19 protein-coding genes are annotated in these 18,200 nt (G+C 70.1%); 10 read left to right on the top strand and 9 right to left on the bottom strand.

Annotation, left to right across the window (positions count from 1 at the left end):
- Window positions 1-789, top strand: a 789-nt coding sequence (locus OZ671_RS30185; RefSeq protein ID WP_268864142.1) for a hypothetical protein, incomplete at its 5' end; no start/stop codon positions are given.
- A gap of 18 nt (window positions 790-807) precedes the next feature.
- On the opposite strand, the gene OZ671_RS30180 is transcribed toward OZ671_RS30185, so the two are convergent.
- Complete coding sequence (locus tag OZ671_RS30180) at window positions 808-1,860, bottom strand: caspase family protein (RefSeq protein ID WP_268864141.1); 1,053 nt, start codon at window positions 1,858-1,860, stop codon at window positions 808-810.
- A gap of 314 nt (window positions 1,861-2,174) precedes the next feature.
- Here OZ671_RS30180 and OZ671_RS30175 point away from each other — a divergent pair, with 314 nt between their 5' ends.
- The 7 genes from OZ671_RS30175 to OZ671_RS30145 all read left to right on the top strand — a co-directional run bounded on the left by OZ671_RS30175 (window position 2,175) and on the right by OZ671_RS30145 (window position 9,276).
- Complete coding sequence (locus tag OZ671_RS30175; protein WP_268864140.1) at window positions 2,175-3,101, top strand: hypothetical protein; 927 nt, start codon at window positions 2,175-2,177, stop codon at window positions 3,099-3,101.
- Window positions 3,102-3,314: 213 nt separating this feature from the next.
- Window positions 3,315-3,569: a hypothetical protein gene (locus OZ671_RS30170; RefSeq protein ID WP_268864139.1), complete on the top strand. Its 255-nt coding sequence runs from the start codon at window positions 3,315-3,317 to the stop codon at window positions 3,567-3,569.
- Window positions 3,570-3,610: 41 nt separating this feature from the next.
- Entirely contained in the window at window positions 3,611-4,078 is a 468-nt protein-coding gene (locus tag OZ671_RS30165) for a hypothetical protein (protein ID WP_268864138.1), read from the top strand.
- A gap of 151 nt (window positions 4,079-4,229) precedes the next feature.
- Window positions 4,230-5,552 carry a S1 family peptidase gene (locus OZ671_RS30160; protein WP_268864137.1) on the top strand — a complete coding sequence of 441 codons (1,323 nt, stop codon included), beginning with the start codon at window positions 4,230-4,232 and terminating at the stop codon, window positions 5,550-5,552.
- A gap of 85 nt (window positions 5,553-5,637) precedes the next feature.
- Window positions 5,638-6,312, top strand: a complete 675-nt coding sequence (locus tag OZ671_RS30155) for a response regulator transcription factor (protein WP_268864136.1) — start codon at window positions 5,638-5,640, stop codon at window positions 6,310-6,312.
- Between the two features lie 3 nt (window positions 6,313-6,315).
- Complete coding sequence (locus tag OZ671_RS30150) at window positions 6,316-7,710, top strand: sensor histidine kinase (RefSeq protein ID WP_268864135.1); 1,395 nt, start codon at window positions 6,316-6,318, stop codon at window positions 7,708-7,710.
- A gap of 153 nt (window positions 7,711-7,863) precedes the next feature.
- Entirely contained in the window at window positions 7,864-9,276 is a 1,413-nt protein-coding gene (locus OZ671_RS30145; protein WP_268864134.1) for a patatin-like phospholipase family protein, read from the top strand.
- 7 nt (window positions 9,277-9,283) lie between these two features.
- On the opposite strand, the gene OZ671_RS30140 is transcribed toward OZ671_RS30145, so the two are convergent.
- The 4 genes from OZ671_RS30140 to OZ671_RS30125 all read right to left on the bottom strand — a co-directional run bounded on the left by OZ671_RS30140 (window position 9,284) and on the right by OZ671_RS30125 (window position 12,083).
- Window positions 9,284-9,976, bottom strand: coding sequence for an alpha/beta hydrolase (locus OZ671_RS30140; protein ID WP_268864133.1), 693 nt, complete (start codon window positions 9,974-9,976; stop codon window positions 9,284-9,286).
- A 176-nt stretch (window positions 9,977-10,152) separates the two neighbouring features.
- Window positions 10,153-10,602 carry a nuclear transport factor 2 family protein gene (locus OZ671_RS30135; RefSeq protein ID WP_268864132.1) on the bottom strand — a complete coding sequence of 150 codons (450 nt, stop codon included), beginning with the start codon at window positions 10,600-10,602 and terminating at the stop codon, window positions 10,153-10,155.
- Between the two features lie 108 nt (window positions 10,603-10,710).
- Entirely contained in the window at window positions 10,711-11,406 is a 696-nt protein-coding gene (locus OZ671_RS30130; RefSeq protein WP_268864131.1) for a DNA alkylation repair protein, read from the bottom strand.
- Window positions 11,407-11,465: 59 nt separating this feature from the next.
- Window positions 11,466-12,083 (bottom strand): TetR/AcrR family transcriptional regulator, encoded by a 618-nt coding sequence (locus OZ671_RS30125; RefSeq protein WP_268864130.1) that lies wholly within the window; start codon window positions 12,081-12,083, stop codon window positions 11,466-11,468.
- Between the two features lie 100 nt (window positions 12,084-12,183).
- Here OZ671_RS30125 and OZ671_RS30120 point away from each other — a divergent pair, with 100 nt between their 5' ends.
- Window positions 12,184-12,924, top strand: coding sequence for an SDR family oxidoreductase (locus OZ671_RS30120; protein WP_268864129.1), 741 nt, complete (start codon window positions 12,184-12,186; stop codon window positions 12,922-12,924).
- An 18-nt stretch (window positions 12,925-12,942) separates the two neighbouring features.
- On the top strand, window positions 12,943-14,490 hold the full coding sequence (locus OZ671_RS30115) for an MFS transporter (RefSeq protein ID WP_268864128.1): 1,548 nt from the start codon (window positions 12,943-12,945) through the stop codon (window positions 14,488-14,490).
- Window positions 14,491-14,544: 54 nt separating this feature from the next.
- Here the strand turns inward: OZ671_RS30115 and cydX are convergent, their stop codons facing one another.
- From cydX to OZ671_RS30095, 4 genes are all read right to left on the bottom strand, one after another.
- Entirely contained in the window at window positions 14,545-14,691 is a 147-nt protein-coding gene (gene cydX, locus OZ671_RS30110; protein WP_268864127.1) for a cytochrome bd-I oxidase subunit CydX, read from the bottom strand.
- 20 nt (window positions 14,692-14,711) lie between these two features.
- A complete protein-coding gene (cydB, locus tag OZ671_RS30105; RefSeq protein ID WP_268864126.1) occupies window positions 14,712-15,866 on the bottom strand; it encodes a cytochrome d ubiquinol oxidase subunit II in 1,155 nt (384 codons plus the stop codon).
- A gap of 5 nt (window positions 15,867-15,871) precedes the next feature.
- Complete coding sequence (locus tag OZ671_RS30100) at window positions 15,872-17,449, bottom strand: cytochrome ubiquinol oxidase subunit I (protein ID WP_268864125.1); 1,578 nt, start codon at window positions 17,447-17,449, stop codon at window positions 15,872-15,874.
- Between the two features lie 90 nt (window positions 17,450-17,539).
- A partial coding sequence (locus tag OZ671_RS30095; protein ID WP_268864124.1) for an ATP-binding cassette domain-containing protein occupies window positions 17,540-18,200 on the bottom strand: 661 nt, incomplete at its 5' end.

Raw genomic sequence — 18,200 nt, 5'->3', positions numbered from 1 at the left:
GCGGTGCCGGCCGCGCCGGGCCTGCCGTCGCGCTGGACGAGGCCCCAGGAACTGGCCGGAAGCCTCGCGGCCGGGATCGCGACGGCCGGCAAGGCCGCGGCTCTGGCGCCGCGCGTCCTGGTCGCGGCCGGCGCCGGCATCGCCGCCCTGGCGGTGCTCGCCGGCGCCTATACCCTCTGGCCGGAACAGCACAGGGTCGATCTCGCCAACCCCGCCTCCTGGCCTGTCGAAGCCGACAGCGCCATCGTCTGGCGCGCCGAGCCGGGCAAGCCCTGCCACGAGGGCTGGACCCGCGTGCTCGACGGTCTCTACTGCCTGAAGGCCGGCCGGCCGCTCGGCGCGATCTGGGATGCCGGCCGGCTGGTCATGCCGCAGGCCTCGGTGATGACCCTGGCCGTGACATCGAAGACGGGCGCGCGCTGCCAGGCCAGCAGCCTGTTCGAAGCCGAGGATGCCTGTCTCGACCCCGCCAGCCCGCCCTGGCTCGCGCCGCCGCCGGCGGCGGCCGGCATGACCGTGGTCGGCGCCGCGGCGGGCGCGGCCGAGCTCAATCCGAGGACGTCGGCAGGCTGCGCCTCCGACAGTGCCCAGTTTCCCGTCGGCAGCTATTGCCTGACCGGCACCGCGGGCCTCGGCCCGGTGACGCCGACGCCGCTCGGCGAGGAGCGCCTCGCCGGCCGCAGCGGCGCGACCATCAACCTGACCGCCTATCACCGGCTTGCCGGCTGCCCGCGCGAGACCACGGTCCTGGAAAACGACAAATATTGCCTGGCCATGACACTCTGGTGAGGCGGCCTTCGGCCGGCCTCACTCGGCAAGCCCGTCATAGCGGCCGGCGGACCTGACCTTGCCGCCGCGCGGCAGCCGCCCGCCCCAGTCGTCCTCGCCCATGCGATTGTGTTCCCAGCTACGGCTGCGGCGCGGTGCCGGCAGGTCCATGCCCTCGTCGTCGTCGGCCGGCCTTGCCATGCGCGGCACGGCGCGCTCGCCGCGCGGCTGGTAACGCCGGCCGGCCTCCAGATCCGCATGGTCCTGGCGCCGGCCGGGCCGGTAGGCGACGACCGAACCGCCTTCGCCACCGCGCTCCAGATGCATCGGACGGGTCAGCGAGGACCCTTCCCACGGATTCTGTGCATTGCCGCCGCGGCTGGCGATCCGCTGCTCGACCAGCACGCGTGTCTGCAAGGTCAGGTCGCGCACCTCGATGCGGGCGTTGCGGCGCATGACCTCCAGCAGCGCCGATGTATAGAGGCTGAGGCCGATCGAACGGCCCCAGTCCTGCGACGGCTGGCCTGAAGCCGAGGCGAAGCTGACCAGCGCATTGGTCACCGGCCGCCGCCGCTCGGCGCGGCCGGCATTGGCGACCGCCGCCGGGGCGCGGCCGCCCGCGTCCAGGAACGGATTGTTGCGGCAGGCGTCGACGATGACGAATTTGAAGTCGACGCCGGCCGCCTGCAGGCGGTCGAGAATGCCGTTGACGGTGAAATCGTCGCGCTGGAAGGCTTCCGGATGATCCATGCGGGTATCGCTGGCGAGCATGTAGACCTCGCCATTGACCTGAAGGCCGTGGCCCGAGAAGTAGACGATGGCCGCCTCGGCGCCACGGGCCTTCGCCACGAAGGCGGAGACGACGGCACGGAAATCCTCGGAATTCAGGTCCTTGGCGAGGGTCACCTGGTAGCCGAAGCGGCTCAGCGCGTCGGCGACCTCGGTCGCATCGCGCGCCGGGCTCGGCAGGGGCTGAGAGCGATAGGCGGAGATCCCGATCGCGAGCGCGACGCGCTCGCCGGCCGTGGCCGCCGTCGCCATGGCGACCGACAGGCAGGCCACGAGGACGAGGATGAGGTGGTGGCGGCGCATGCTCGCAACTCCGTCGTGACGGGGCCGCCCCGCAAGGTCCTGGCCGGCGGTCTCCAACAGCCCGTCTTGGCGGCCAGCATCGCGCGGTGCCGTGTCATGACGGAATTGCAGCGGCTTGCCGTGCCTTGCGCGCCCTTGCCAGGGCCCTTTCCCCCGGGCCGGCGATCTGGCTGACTGCATCCGACAACCGCCGGTATCGTGATTTCAGCCTTCGTTTCGGGTGTAATGTTGATTGCGCGAGCGAATGCTGGAATTGAAACGGCACGTGACATCATAACCGTGACAGTGTTCCGAGCCCGCGCCGGAGACGCCCGATGGCCAATGCGATCCCCAATCTCTTCCTGAAATGGCTTGCCGTTCGCGAGCTGCTGAGGCTGCCGCAGTCCAATGCCGAGATCGCCACCCGCCTCTGGGGGCCGGACGACGGCCCGTCGAAATTCTCCAAGATGCTGCGCGGCGACTATGGCTGCGAACCGGATGTGGCCGGCGAGCTCGCCGACGTCGTCAACAAGCGCGTGGCGGTGGTGCGCGGCGCGGCCGGCCGCTCGGATCCGGCGCCCTATACGTTCCGCTCCCACGACTTCGAAGCGCCGGTCCTGTCCTTCACGCGCCAGATCATCGACGCGACCGAGGTGATCGACCAGGACGTGCTCGACCGCGGCCACAAGGCGCTGGTGCGGGAATTCTCGCCCGACGCGCCGAACACGCCCGGCAGTCTCAGCGTCGCCATCGAGCAATATGGCACGACCCGCTTCTTCGAGGGGGCTTCCGCGGCCGCCTCCGGTCCCCCGGTCTTCGAGATCGGCCGGCACAAGGGGCTCTTCGCCATCGACGGCTTGCCGGCCGAGGCGGCGGGCGGCGCGCTGAAGGTCTATGTGATGTTCTCGCGCGACCCCTCCATGCTCGGCGGCCGGATCTGGGACATGACCTTCCAGGACGTCGTGCGCTGGCTTCCCTCGCCGTTCGAGCCGACCGTCTCGGGCGGCCGCATCCTCCTGATGCGCGAGCCGAAGCCGGTTCAGCCGGTGCCCGGGCGCTTCCGCCTGACCGCCATCGTCGTGCGCAATCCCGACATTCTCGGCCGGCTGGATCCGCGCGGCGGCAATGCCTCCGCCGCTCCCCTCGATGAGGAGGAAACGGCCCGCTTCCTGACCAATCTCGCGCGCCTGACCAAGAGCCACGCCAATGCCGTCGGCTTCTGCGGCAGCGACTATGTGGTGCGCGAGCCCAAGGCCGCCTGACACGACGGCCTTGATCCCTCCGATGCGACGGCCCGGCCGTGGCGCCCCGCAGGCGCCGCGGCCGCCGGCTTGATTCGCGGGATCCCGACCGCCCCCGTCGATCTCGACGGCCACTGCCAGCAAGCCGCTGCAACCGGCTGCAATGCCCGCGCGGCCGGCATCGGCCTAAGACCCGGACACGACCGATCCCTGCCCCGTCCGGAGGCTTTCGCCATGCCGTCAGATGCGCTTCTCGCCCTCGCCGCCGCCCTGCCGACCACCACCGTCATGATCGCGCTGTTCCTTGCCGGCCGCCGCCGCCCGGCGCCGGTCATGCTGCGGCGGGCGCTGCGCACCGGCGCGGTCGCCGCGCTCGGCAGCCATGCCGAGCCGATCGCCCTCGGGCTGCGCGCACCGGCCGGCCAAGTCCGTTCAAGCCGCCGCAACCCCGCGCAATGCCCCGCCCCGCTCGGCCTCGCTAAGGCTTGAACCGAAAGGAACGGATCGTCCGTTCGCGCATGGAGCCCGCAATGTCCGCCCTCACCACGCTTCTGACCACGGTCGCGCTCGCCTCCGGGCTGGCCGCCGCGCCGGTCGAAGCCGGCCCCTACAGGCAGGACCGCATGATCGAGGCCATGACGGCGGACCGGATCGTCGATCTGTTCCACCAGGTCAGTCCGATGGTGCGCGAGGAGCGGACCAACTATCTCGCCGGCTTCACGCTCTGGTACGACAGCAATTGCGATTTCCTGCCGATGGCCACCTTCGAATCGATCCGCCGCATGGTGAAGGCCGCCAACCGCTCCGGCAGCCAGCAGGCCGCCGCGGCCGTCGAGGCCGGTCACCAGGACGCCCGGGTGTTCCTGGCCGAGAAAGGCTGCACGGGCGAGGCCGCGGCGGCCGCCCGCAGCGCCCTCGGCCGGTTCTGGGACGGCGACGGCTACCCGCGCGAGCGCCAGGGCAGCGTCCGGCTGGTCGATGACGCCGCGCGTTTCTGACGCGGCCGGCCCGCAACGGGTCGTGACAGCCGGGGGCGCCCCGGCTAAATTCGCCGCTCCGATCACCAGATGGCATTCGTCGATGCGGTTCCCACGCGTCCTGAGCGCGTTTCTTAGGCTTCACCTCGCCCTTGCAGCTGCGCTCAGCCTCGTGACCGTCGCGACCACTGGCATCGGCGGGCCGTCGCCGGCCTTTGCCCAGCGCGGCGTGGACCGCAACAATCCCGACGTCCTCATCGTCAACCGCTATTCCTCGGCCATCGTCCGGCTCTACGCTTCCCCCGTCAGCGACGACAACTGGGGCGCCGACCGGCTGAACGGCGTGGCCATTGGCGCCGGCCTGCGCGGCGAGCTGCGTCCCGAGCGCGGGCGCGGCTGCAACTGGGACATCCGCGTCGTCTATCAGAACACCCGCGTCGAGGAAAAACGCCGGCTGGTGCTCTGCGACATCAGCGAGGTGGTGTTCGACGGCAGCGCCGCCGAGCTGCCGCGCGACACCCAGATCAACCCGCCGCCGCAGCAGTCGCGGCCGCAGCAGCCCCCGCAGCGCCCGCAACAGCCCCCGCAGCAGTCGGCGCAGCCCCAGCAGCCGCCGCCGCAGCTGCGCTCGGCCGACACGATGATCGTCAACCAGGGGCCGGCCGCGGTCGTCTCGCTCTACGCCCAGCCGCAGAACAGCTCCGACTGGGGCCCGGACCGGCTCGGCAACAGCACGCTGCGCGCCGCCGGCCGCTTCCACCTGCGGCTCACCAGCGAGCAGGGCTGCGTCTGGAACCTGCGCTTCCTGTTCGCCGGGGGCGGGGTGGAAACGCGTCCGAACCAGAATCTCTGCGAGGTTCCCGAGCTCACCGTGGCCGCCCGCGGCCAGCCGGGGCAGGTCATCTCCTCCGGCACCGGCTTCTATGTCAGCCGCTTCGGCCACGTTCTGACCACCTTCCATTCGGTGCGCAACTGCTCGGCCGTGTCGATCGCCCGCCCGGGCGGCCAGCGCGTCGCCATGACGCGGATCGCCGAGGACGCCGAATTCGACCTGGCGCTCTACCGCGTGCCCGACCTCGTCAGCCCGGTCGCGCCGTTCCGCCTCGGCGCCGCCGGGCTGCGGTTCGGCGAGCCGCTGGTCATTGCCGGCTATCCGGCGCGCCGCGTGCTCGGCGCCCTGACGGTGGTGCACTCGACCATCACCGCGCCGACCGGCTCGGGCATCGATCAGAACCGCTTCCAGTTCCAGGCCGGCTCCATCGAGGAGCCATGGGGCGCGCCGATCTTCGACACCAACGGCCTGGTCGTCGGCATTGCCAACGACCCGCAGTTCATCGGCCGGCCCGGCACCGCCATCCAGCGCGACGTCATCGCGCGTTTCCTGCGCCGCAACAATGTCGAGATCACCGAGGTCGCGCCCGGCGAGCCGCGGCGCGTGCCGACCACGCAGGACTATGCCTTTCCGGTCGTGCTGCCCCTCGACTGCGCGCAATAGGTCCGCTACGCCGGCAAAACGCAATGCTGGCGCAATGCCCGGCCATTAACCGCATGGCGGGAGCGCTGCGGCAAGGGAATGGATCGTGCGGGTTCTGTTGGTGGACGACGAGCCGGAAATGGCTTCCGCGCTCGGCGCGGCGCTCCGGCGCTACGACATGGTCGTCGATCATGTCGCAAACCTTGCCGATGCCCAGGAGGCCATCGCCTCCTCGCCCTATGGCGCCATCCTGCTCGACCGGCAATTGCCCGACGGCGAAGGCCTGGCGCTGATCCCCGCCCTGCGGGCCCGCGGCCTCACCATGCCGGTCATCGTGCTGACCGCCCGCGGCGACCTGGCCGATCGCGTCGCCGGGCTCGACAAGGGCGCGGACGACTATCTCGCCAAGCCCTTCGCGGTCGAGGAGCTGCTGGCCCGGCTGAGGGCGGTGCGCCGCCGGTCATCGGAACTGACGGCCGACGTCCTGCGCGTCGGACGCCTCACCTTCGATTTCAGCCACCGCGAGGCGACTATCGACGGCGCGGCCCTGGAACTGCCCCGGCGCGAGCTGCTGGTGCTCGAGACGCTGCTGCGCCGCATGGGGCGGACGGTGCAGCGCTCGGCGCTGGAGGAAGCGGTCTACAGCATGGACGACGAGATCCAGTCCAATGCTCTCGACACCCATGTCTCGCGGCTCAGGCGCAAGCTTGCCGAGGCGGATGTCGGCATTGCCATCCATGCCATCAGGGGCATCGGCTATCTCCTGAAGCAGACCGCCTGACCGATGGCTTTCGGCCGGCTCAGATCGCTGAAATGGCGCCTCGTCTGGCGGCTCGTCGTGCTGCAGGGCGCCATGCTGGCGCTCCTCCTGATCCTCGCCATCGGCACGCTCTGGATCACCGGCCATCTCGCCGACGAGCCGGATGAGGACGCCGTCGTCGATGCCGTGCAGGTCGCCCTGGCGCGCGACGCCGACGGCCGGCTGGTGCTGCGGCCGACCGCCGACATGGAGCGGCTGCGCCGCGACAATGCCGGCCTCTGGTTCATCGTTCGCGACCGCCAGGGCCAGATGCTCTCGGAAGGCAGGATCCCCGCCGAATTCGCCCGTATCGGCGATGCTCTTGACCATATCAGCCAGGCCCGGCTCGGCTGGCAGATCGGCGACGAGCCGGGCCTGCCGACCGCGCGGGTGAAGCGCGTCGACACGGCGGCTGGCAATGTCCAGATCATTTCCGGGTCGGCCGGCCGCCTGATGCTGCGCAAGCTCGTGCTCGGCGCCTCGATCCTGTTCCTCTCGGCGATCCTGCCCAACCTCGTCCTGATGACGATCGCGACCGTCATCGCCACCTCCATGGTGGTCCGGCGGGCTCTGGCAGGGCTCGGCCAGGCCGCGGCGGAGGCGGCGACCATCGATATCGAAAAGCGCGGCGCGCGCCTTACCGTCGGCAATGTTCCCGCCGAGGTCGCGCCGCTGGTCCGGGCCGTCAACGACGCGCTCGGCCGGCTCGACGAAGGCTACGAGCGCCACAAGCGCTTCCTCGTCGACGCCGCCCACGAGCTGCGCACGCCGATCGCCATCCTGCAGACGCGGCTGGAAGCCCTGCCGCCGGGCGCCGACAAGACGCGGCTCCTGGAAGACATGGCCCGGCTCGCCAACCTCGCCGAGCAGCTGCTGGACCTGCAGCGGCTGAACCGCTGCACCGCCCATTTCGGCCCGGTCGACCTCGTCAGGATCGCGCGGCGCGTCGCGACCGACCTCGCCCCGCTCGCCATCGGCGCGGGCTACGAGCTCGCCTTCGACAGCGAAGCCGGCAAGGTCATGGTGAACGGCGACCAGATGGCGCTGGAGCGAGCCCTGACCAATCTCGTCCAGAACGCCATCCAGCATGGCGGCCGGCGCGGCACGATCGGCATATCGGTCGCCGCCGACGGATCGGTCGAGGTCGCCGACGAAGGCGAAGGCGTGCCGGCCGACCAGCGCGAACGGATCTTCGAACCGTTCCATCGCCTGACGCCGCTCGACCGCGGCGCCGGCCTCGGCCTCAATCTCGTGCGCGAGATCGCGACAATCCATGGCGGCCGCATCACCGTGTTCGATCGACCCGGCGGCGGCGCCTGCTTCCGGCTCACCGTGCCGCGGCTCGCCCAGACGCAGCAGATCATCGAAGTCGGAAACTGAGTCGTCGGCACATTTTCTCGCATGCGCACGCAATATCTGCGCATCCGCTCAGCCTTCGCAATGTTCACGCAATTGCACAGGCCTAGAAGATGATAACGCGAACTGGCGCACACACTCACCGCGAATGCGCCTATCCTTCTTCGGCACACGGCATTGCATTCCAACTCATGTCGGAAACCAACCTATAGTAACCTCTTAGGCCGCTGGCTGCGGCATGCACTGGCCCTTGGCTGCGGCCTGGGCCTTGCGGCCTGCGCCGGTCCCCTGGCGATCGCCGTCAACAGGCCGCTGAGCACGCCGCCGGTCGAGCGGAGCGCGCCGGCGGCCGGCGACGGCACGGCGATCATTCTCGCCTTTTCCGGCGGCGGCGCACGGTCCGCCGCCTTCGGCTACGGCGTGCTGAGCGAGCTCGCCGAACGGCACGCGGCGCGGCCGGGGCGCAGCCTTGCCGACGAGGTCGTGCTGGTCTCAGGCGTTTCCGGCGGCGCCATCCTGGCAGCCTATGTCGCGCTGCATGGCCCCGCGCGGCTGGCCGATTTCCGCCGGGATTTCCTCGACCGCGATGTCGAGGCCGCCCTTCATACCAGCTTCACGCCTGCCAACCTGCTGCGCGCCTATCAGGGCGGAGTGAACGACCTGACGGGCCTGCCGGCCTGGCTCGATGCCCATCTCTACGGCGGGGCGACCTTCGCCGATCTCGGCGGCCCTGGCCGGCCGCGCCTGCTGATGCACGCGACCGACCTCTACAACCGTGCGCCGTTCATCTTCGACCGCCGGTCCTTCGCTGCCCTCTGCAGCGATGTCGACCGGTTTCCGCTCTCCCACGCCGTTGCCGCCTCCGCGGCGGTACCGGTCGTCTTCGCCCCGGTCGTGCTGCGCAACTACAACCAGGCCTGCCCGGTCGCCCGGCCGGCATCGGGCGACGATGCGGCGGGGGAAGGAGGGTCGCTGGTCGAGCGCGACTATCGCGCCGCGCTCGGGCGCTACCGGTCCGAGCCCGACCTCTCCTTCCTCAAGCTCTATGACGGTGGCCTCGTCGACGGGCTCGGCACGCAGAGCCTGATCCACCGGATGCATCGCGCGCCGCCGGCCCCCTTGACGACGCCCGAGGCGCTCCGGCTCGACCGGATCGTCTTCATCGTCGCCGACGCCTCGACCCGGATCGGCGGCGACATGTCGCGCACCGAGGCACCGCCCAACGCGGTCGATGCCATTGTCGGCGCGGCCGATGCGATGATCGACGCGTCCAGCCGGCATAGCGTCGACGCCCTGCGCCGGGAGGCGAGCGCCTGGCGTGACCGGCTCGTGCGCTGGCGCTGCGCCCGCGCCGACGCGACGTCGGCCTGTTCCCGGCTGACGGTCGAGGTGATCCGCGTCGCGCTCGCCGACGTCGCCGACCGGACGCTGCGCCGCCGCATTCTCGGCCTGCACAACCGCTTGAGCCTCGGGCGCGACGACGTCGCCCTGATTGCCGGTCTCGGCCGCCGGCTGCTGGCCGGCGACACCATCTTCCGCCGCCTTTTCGGCGGCCATCCCCGCGGCGGCGCACGGCTCGCCGCGCGTTGAGCGCCGGTCAGGCGACCGCCCGTGCGGCCTCGTCGATCAGGCCTGCCACCGCGGCCGGCTCGGAGGCGAGCGAAGCATGGCTCGCCGCCAGGGTGATGACCTTGCGCGCGCCAAGCCGCGCCGCCATGCGCTGCTGGTTCTCCGGCGCGATCATCCGGTCCTCGCTGGAGATCTGGTACCAGCTCGGCTTGGCTTTCCAGGCGGGGCTGGAGACCGTGTCGCCGAAGGCCGAAGCGAGCGGCGCCTTCTGGGTGACCGCCATGACCAGCGCCTCGTCGGCGCTGAGATCCTGGCAGAAGCTCTCGTGGAACTTGTCGGCGCGCAGCCAGAGATAGCCGTCGCTGTCCGGAGCGAGGTTGGCGGCGGCCGCCGGCGGATGCTGCTGGGTGATGGCGCCGGGGCTTTCGCCGGCATCCGGCGCGAAGGCGGCGATATAGACGAGGCCGGCGACATTGGGCAGGTGGCCCGCTTCCGTGATCACCGCGCCGCCATAGGAATGGCCGACGAGCAGCACCGGGCCATCCTGCTGCGCCACCATCTTGCGCGTGCGCTCGGCATCGTCGCCGAGCGAGGTCAGCGGCAGTTCCACCGCCGCCAGCGAGGAATGCCCCTTGCGGGCAAGGTCGACGATGACCTTGCTCCAATGGGCGGCACCGCCCCAGAAGCCATGCACGAGAATGATCGTCGGTTTCGAACTCATGGCCTTGCTCCCTCGCGAGACACCAGAGAGGACGCCGGCCCGCACGGGCGGCGGCTGATCATTGCCGTGCCGCCCCGCTTCCGGAACGGCACATCATGGTGGACGACACCAGTGACGGTATCATCACACGGCCGGTCCGGCCGCACGAATCGACGGCCGAAGGCTGGATCCGGCCGTCAGAACATGCCGTTCGTGTGCGCGGCGGTTTCCGGGATCGGCTGGATCACGTCCCAGTGCTCGACGATCTTGCCGGCTTCGAGACGGAAGATGTCCACGATGGCAAGACCCCGGTCGGCCGGTTCGCGCTTCGAATGGACGTGCAGGGCGACCAGATCGCCATCGGCGATGACGCGCTTGATCTCGTTATGGGCGCGCGGGAAACGCTCCTTGCGCATGGCGATGAACGCCTTGAAGCCGTCGATGCCGTCCGGCGCCACCGGATTGTGCTGGATGTAGCGCGGGCCGAAATGCCTGGCCGCCGCGTCGAAATCCATCTGGTTCAGCGCCTTCTCGTAGAAATCGAGCACGACCTTCTTGTTGGCCTCCGGGCCGGTCTCGGCCGCGCCGGCCGGCAGGGCCGCGGCCGGGGCGGCGGCGAGCGCAAGGCCGAAACTGCGCCTGTCCATCGGTGATCTCCATTGCTTAGGCGGGAACGGCGACCCTAGCGAAGCCCGGCCGCGGCGCATCGGCCGAACGGATCACATCACGCCACATTCACGTGATCGGTACGTGAATTAGCCGGCGGCGGCAGCGGCGCCGATCTGCTTCAGGGCCTCGCGGCGGCTGAGTCCGCTGAGCTCGGGATGTTGTTCGACATAGCGGACCACCTCCGCCGGATCGACCCTGGCATAGTGCCGGAGCGCCCAGCCGATCGCCTTGCGCAGGAAGAACTCCTTCGATGCGATCGACGGCGCGATGCAGGCATAGAGCAGGTCGAGATCCGTTCCGGCCTTGGCGTCGAGCTGGCACAGGATCGCGCTCCGGCGCTTCCACATGTCGGTGTCGCCGGCCCAGTTGAGCATGGTGCGCTTCATCGCAGGCCCGTCATGGCGCAGGATCGCCAGGAGGCGGTGGGCGGCGATCGCATCGACATAGTCCCACCAGGCGCCAGTGACGATCATCTCCTCGTACATCGGCAGGGCGTCGAGACGCTGGAACGGCCGCGCGCTGCGCAGGCCGGTCAGCTCGATCGCGGCATAACGTTCCTCGCGAAAACGGGCGCCCCGCCAGATCGCCAGGACCTCGGCCTGCCAATGCGCGCCATTGTCGAAGCGAATGTCGGAAAAGGCCGTTTTGCAGATCTGTCGCATCGGCCCGGCAGGCACGCCGAGAAAGGGCATGGCCGATTTCATATAGGCCTGCATGCCGGGCGCGCGCGCCGCATCGGCGGCGGCCGCGAGGCGCGCACGGATCGTCTCGGCAAGGCTCATGCGCCCCTCCCCGCCCCTCACAACCGCGCCTCGGGGGCGGCGAATCGCCGCGTCCGAATCTAGGGCTGGATCCGCCGGGCGACGAGAGCATCCCAGGCCGCCATGGCGCTGTCGACCACCGCCCGCATGGTTTCGGCCCCCGCCCCGTCGCGCGCCTGGATCGACAGGCCGTGCAGCACGGTGGAATAGAAATCGGTCAAGGCGGCAATGTCGGTTCCAGCGGGCAGGTCGCCGTCGCGCAGGCCGCGCGCCAGCCGGTCCGCCAATGCCTCGCGCGCCTGGCGGCGCAGTTCCGCCAGGAATTCACAGACCGTGTCGCTCTGCGCGCTGCCGGTCGGCGCGGCGAGCGTGACCATGCAACCGGTGGGCCGGCCGGGCCTGATGAAGGCCTGCGCGTTGTCGCGCAGCATCGCCTCCACCGCGCCGCGCGCCGTCGGCTGCTCGCACAGCGCCCTGCGCGTCAGGCTGCCATCGGTCTCGCCATAGAGCGTCACCGCCTCACGGAACAGCTCTTCCTTCGAGCCGAAACAGGCATAGAGGCTCGGTGAATTGATGCCCATGGCGCCCGTCAGATCGGCGACCGAGGCGCCGTCATAGCCGCGCCGCCAGAACAGCTCCATGGCCTTCTGCAGGGCATCCTGCCTGTCGAAACGGCGCGGGCGGCCACGTTCGGCCATGGCTCTCCCTTTCTGTGACGATCGATAAATAATTCCCTTGACGGGGGGATGCAACTGCGATCCTATTTATGTATCGATCGTCACACAAATGGAGACTGTCATGGCAAGGCTCACCGGCAAGGTCGCCCTGGTCACGGGCGGCAGCCGCGGCATCGGCGCTGCCATCGCAAAACGGCTGGCCGCCGACGGCGCGGACGTCGCGCTGACCTACACGAACTCTCCGGCCAAGGCCGACGCGGTCGTCGCGGAAATCGGGGCGCTCGGCCGCAAGGGGCTGGCGCTCGCTGCCGACAGCGCCGATGCCGCGGCCGTGACCGGCGCGGTGGAGCGTACGGTCGAGGCCTTCGGCCGCATCGACATCCTCGTCAACAATGCCGGCATCTTCGTCGGCGGATCGCTGGACAACGATACGCTCGAGGACATCGACCGGACCCTCGCCGTCAATGTCCGCGCGGTCTATGTCGGCTCCCAGGCCGCCGCCCGCCACATGGGCAAGGGCGGCCGGATCATCTCGATCGGCAGTTGCCTCGCCGAGCTCGTCGGCGATCCCGGCATGACCCTCTATTCGATGAGCAAGGCGGCGCTCATCGGCATGACCAAGGGCATGGCGCGCGACCTCGGCGCGCGCGGCATCACCGTCAACATCGTCCATCCCGGCCCGACCGACACGGACATGAACCCCGCCGAGGGCGCTCATGCCGACAAGCAGCGCGCGAAGCTCGCGGTGGGCCATTACGGCGAGGCCGCCGACATTGCCGCGGCGGTCGCCTATCTCGCCGGCGCGGAGGCCGGTTTCGTCACCGGCGCTTCGCTCGCCGTCGACGGCGGCTTCGCCGCCTGAACATCGACGAGGTCAGTCATGTCGATCCGCGTCGCGGTTCATCCGAGCCGTGCTGACAAGCTGCTCGTGCTCGCCGCCGTCTGCTGCGCCGGGCTCACCATGCCGCTGAGCTTCACCGCGCCGAGCGTCGCACTGCCGGCGATCGGCCGCAATTTCGGCGTCAGCCCGGCCGCGCTCGGCTGGGTGATGAACGCCTTCATCCTGGCCTTCGGCTCCACCGTCATGGCCGCCGGGGCCCTCGCCGACCGCTATGGCCGGCGGCGCATGTTCACCATCGGCATGACCGCCTTCACCGCCACCTCGGCGATCGTCGGCTATGCGCCCGATCTCCTCAGTCTGGAGCTGATGCGGGCGGCGCAAGGCGTCGCAGCCGCCATCACCATGGCCGGCGGCGCCGCCTCGCTCGCTCACGAATTCGAGGGCGATGCGCGCACCCGTGCCTATGGCCTGCTCGGCACCAGCTTCGGCATCGGCCTGGCGCTCGGCCCGGTCTGGGCCGGCTTCCTGATCGAGACGTTCGGCTGGCGCTCGGTCTTTCTCACCGGCGTCGCCATCGGCCTGCTCGTGCTCGCCTTCGGCGTGCCGCGCATGGGCGAGTCGCGCGACCCGGATGCCACCGGCATCGATTCCTGCGGCACGGCCACCTTCACCGCCATGCTGGTGCTGTTCACCTTCGCCATCATGGAGGGCCCGCAGCGCGGCTGGTCGAGCCCGGCCGTCGTCGCCGCGCTCATAGCCTCCGCCGTGATGCTCGCCCTGTTCATCCTCGTGGAGACGCTGCAGCGGCGGCCGATGCTGGATCTCGGCCTGTTCGCCTATCCGCGCTTTCTCGGCGCGCAGGCCCTGCCGCTCGCCACCGGCTTCGGTTTCGTGGTGCCGCTGGTCATCCTGCCGGCGCGTTTCGTCGGCGTCGAAGGCATGGGCGAGATCGAGGTCGGCCTGATGCTGCTGCCGCTCTGCCTGCCGATCGCGGTCGTGCCGCTGGCCGGCGCCTTCCTCGCCCGCTGGATACCGTCGGCGACGCTCGCGGCCGTCGGCCTGACGCTCGCCGCGGCGGGCCTTGCCTGGCTGGCCATGGTGCCGCCCGGCGCACCGCGCCTCGCCTTCATCGCCCCGCTCATGCTGATCGGCATCGGCAGCGGACTGCCCTGGGGCCTGATGGACGCGCTCGCCGTCAGTGTCGTGCCGAAGGAGCGCGCCGGCATGGCGACCGGCATCTTCACCACCGTCAGGGTCGCCGGAGAGGCGCTGGCGCTCGCCGCGACCAGCGCCATGCTCGTCGCCTTCACCCGCTCCGGTCTCGCCGCGCATGGCGGCGGTCCGCATGAGGAGGCGGCCCTCACCCGGCTTGCCAACGAGCTGGCCGGCGGGGCCTTCGCCGGCGCGGCCAGGCTCGCGCCCGATATCGGCAGCGTCGCGCTGACCGCGGTCTATGGCCAGGCCTACAGGATCACGCTGATCGTGCTGGCGCTGATCAATCTGGCGACGGCGGTCGTCGCGCTCGCGACGCTCAGACCACAGCGGCCGGCGACGCGGGACGCCGGCCGTCCCTGCCCGGCCTCCTGACCGTCGAAGGCCGGGTGCCGCGCCGAATGCGCCGCCCGGCCGGTCGCTCCGGCTTCAGCGGCGGCCGACCGGTCCGCCACCGCTCGACGCGCGCTCGGCCCTGGCGCGCGCCTCGTCGTCCATCAGCTCGTACCACATGGCGTTGAGCACCGCGAAGGCCGCGGCCAGCGGCAGGCCCAAGAGCCAGGCGAAATACCACATCGTCGTCTCCTTCCGCGGTTTCAGTAGGCGTGACCGCCGTGATCGGTGATCGAGCGCTCGTCGACCTTGCCCCACAGCACCCGGTAGACCCAGGCCGTATAGGCGACAATGATCGGCAGGAAGATCACGCAGGACACCAGCATGATGAACAGCGTCAGGTGGCTGGACGAGGCGTCCCACACGGTGAGGCTGGCGCGCGGCTCGCTGGACGAGGGCAAGATGAACGGGAACATCGAGACGCCGACGGTCGCGATGATGCCGACCACCGACAGCTTGCTCGCCGCCATCGTCGCCAGCTCCAGCCTGGCCCGCAGGCCGGCGAAGGCGCCGAGCGCGCCGAGGAAGCCGAGCGCCGGCACGATCAGGAGCCAGGGCCGCGCCGCATAGTTGGCGAACCAAGCGCCGGGCTCGCGCGCCACGGTCTTCAGAAGCGGGTTCGACGGCCCGTCGGTGACGATCGCGCTGGTGATGCGATAGCCGTCGACGAACTGCCAGAGGGCGAGGCCACCGAGGGCGAACAGCACGATGACCGCGAGCGCCGCGCCGCTGCCATAGGAGCGCGCCCGCGCGTTCACCGGCCCCGCGGTCTTGAGCACCAGCCAGCACGCGCCATGCATGACGATCATGGCCACCGACAGGAGCCCGCAGAGCAGGGCGAAGGGGTTGAGCAACCCGAAAAACGTGCCGTCATAGAAGATCCTGAGATCACCGTCGAAACGGAACGGCACGCCCTGCAGCACGTTGCCGACCGCGACACCGAAGATCAGCGCCGGCACGAAGCCGCCGACGAACAGCGCCCGGTCCCAGTTCTCGCGCCAGCGCGGATCCTCCTTCTTGCTGCGGTACTTGAAGCCGACCGGCCGCAGGATCAGCGCCGCCAGGATGGCGAACATGGCAAGGTAGAAGCCCGAGAACGACACCGCGTAGAGCGCCGGCCAGGCGGCGAAGATGGCGCCGCCACCGAGGATCAGCCAAACCTGGTTACCCTCCCAGACCGGACCGATCGTGTTGATGGCAAGGCGCCTTTCGATGTCGGCCCGCCCGACGAAGGGCAAGAGGATGCCGACCCCGAGATCGAAACCGTCGGTGGCGGCGAAGCTGATCAGCAGCACGCCGAGCAGCACCCACCAGATGAGGCGGAGGGTTTGATAGTCGATGAGCTCGTGCAGGATCATGGCTGTTACTCCGCAGGCACGACGAGGGGCGACAGCAGGGTGGCTTGCGGTTCCTCGTCCGGCTCCGGCCCCTGGCGGATCGCCCTGATCATCAGGCCCATCTCGATGACCGCCAGCACCGTGTAGAGCAGGGCGAAGCAGACGATGGTGAACAGGACCTGGCCGACGCCGAGGCTGGAGACCGCCGCCGCCGTCGGCAGCACGCCTTCGATCACCCATGGCTGGCGGCCGAGCTCGGCGACGATCCAGCCCGCCTCGGCCGCGATCCACGGCAGGGGAATGGCGCAGACCGCGACGCGCAGGAGCAGGGGATAGCGGTCCAGCATGCGCCGCGCCGACAGGAAGAAGAAGGTCGCGGTCAGCAGGATGAAGAACATGCCGAGCCCGACCATGATGCGGAACGACCAGAACAGCGGCGCGACCGCCGGCACGGTGTCCCAGGCGGCCTTCTCGATCTGCGCCTCGGTCGCCTGGCGCGGATCGTCGACGTAGCGCTTGAGCAGCAGCGCATAGCCGAGCTGGGCGCCGTTGGCCTCGAAGGCGGCCTTGGCATCGGCCGGAACCGCCGCGCTGCTGCCGGCGGCGCGGATCTTCTGCAGCGCGTCATAGGCGGTGATGCCCTGGCGGATGCGCACCTTGGCGCGGTCGACGAGATCGATGATCCCGGGGATCTCCGTCGTCAGCGAGCGCGTGCCGATGAGGCCCATCACCCAGGGGATGTGGATGGCATAGTGGGTCTCGCGCGCCGCCTGGTCGGGAAAGCCGATCAGGGTGAAGGCCGCCGGCGCCGGCTCGGTGCGCCACATCGCCTCGATCGAGGCGAGTTTCATCTTCTGGTGCTCGGTCGACAGATAGCCGCTCTCGTCGCCCAGCACGACGACCGAGAGGGAGGCGGCGAGGCCGAACGAGGCGGCGACCGTCATCGACCGCTTGGCGAGCTCGACGTGCCGGCTCTTCAGCAGGTACCAGGCCGATACGCCGAGCACGAAAATGGCCGCGACCACATAGGCCGCCGAGACCGTGTGAACGAACTTGGCCTGCGCCACCGGGTTGAACAGCACGGCATAGAAATCGTTGACCTCCATGCGCATGGTCTGCGGATTGAACGAGGCGCCGACCGGGTTCTGCATCCAGCCATTGGCGATCAGGATCCACAGCGCCGAAAAGTTCGAGCCTGCCGCCACCGCCCAGGTGGCGATGAGATGGCCGACCTTGGACAGCTTGTCCCAGCCGAAGAAGAACAGGCCGACGAAGGTCGCCTCGAGGAAGAAGGCCATCAGCCCTTCGAGCGCCAGCGGCGCGCCGAAGATGTCGCCGACATAGTGGCTGTAGTAGCTCCAGTTCATGCCGAACTGGAACTCCATGACGAGGCCGGTGGCGACGCCCAGGACGAAGTTGATGCCGAACAAGCCGCCCCAGAACTTGGTCATCTGGCGCCAGACCACGCGGCCGGTCATCACATAGACCGTCTCCATGATCGCCAGGATCACCGCGAGGCCGATGGTCAGCGGCACGAACAGGAAGTGGTAGAGGGCCGTCAAGGCGAATTGCAGGCGCGATAGCGCGACGATGTCGAGTTCCATCCTGTTTCCGCCGGGCTCGCCGGCGTCCTCTCCCTTTTTGCGCCGCCCCGCCGCCAGGCGGTGGCGGCGACCGGCGACAAGGCATGTCCCTCAGTCGGGCCGAAGCCCGGCGAGCACGGTCTCGAAACCCGGTTCGCCGCGCCTGAGCTCGGCGACGACCCGCCCGGGTTCCAGAATGATCAGGCGATCGGCGATCGCCGCCTCGCGCCGCAGATGGGTGACGATGACGAGCGCATGCTGGCCGCCGTCCGGCGCGAGCCGCGCGAGCACGTCGCGCGCCATCGTGCCGTCGAGCCCTTCGGTCGGCTCGTCGAGCAGCCAGAGCGGCGCGCCGCACAGCATGAGCCGGGCCAGCGCCAGCCGCCGCGCCTGGCCGCCGGACAGGCCGAGGCCGCCCTCGCCGAGGCGGAGGTCGAGACCCTGCCCCGTTGCCCGCACGGTCGGGCCGAGGCCGGCCGCATCGAGCGCCCGCCAGAGCGCGGCGTCGTCGGCCACGGGATCGGCCAGAAGGAGGTTTTCGCGCAGGCTGTCGTCGAAGAGCTCGGTGCGCTGCGTCAGGAGGCCGCTCGGCAGCACCTCGACCGTGCCGGCCTCCGCGGCGATCTCGCCGGCGAGCAGCCCCGCCAGCGTCGACTTGCCCGCCCCGCTCGGACCGACAATGGCGACCCGCTCGCCACGCCGGACGGTCAGGGCGAGACCGGTGAACAGGGGCGCCCGCGCCTCCGGCAGCCGGACGACGACGTCGGCCAGC

It is taken from the genome of Phreatobacter sp. AB_2022a (genome assembly GCF_026847585.1).
Taxonomy (GTDB): Bacteria; Pseudomonadota; Alphaproteobacteria; order Rhizobiales; family Phreatobacteraceae; genus Phreatobacter.
The sequence above is the reverse complement of the archived record's forward strand: the minus strand, read 5'-3'. Positions and strand labels throughout refer to the sequence as shown.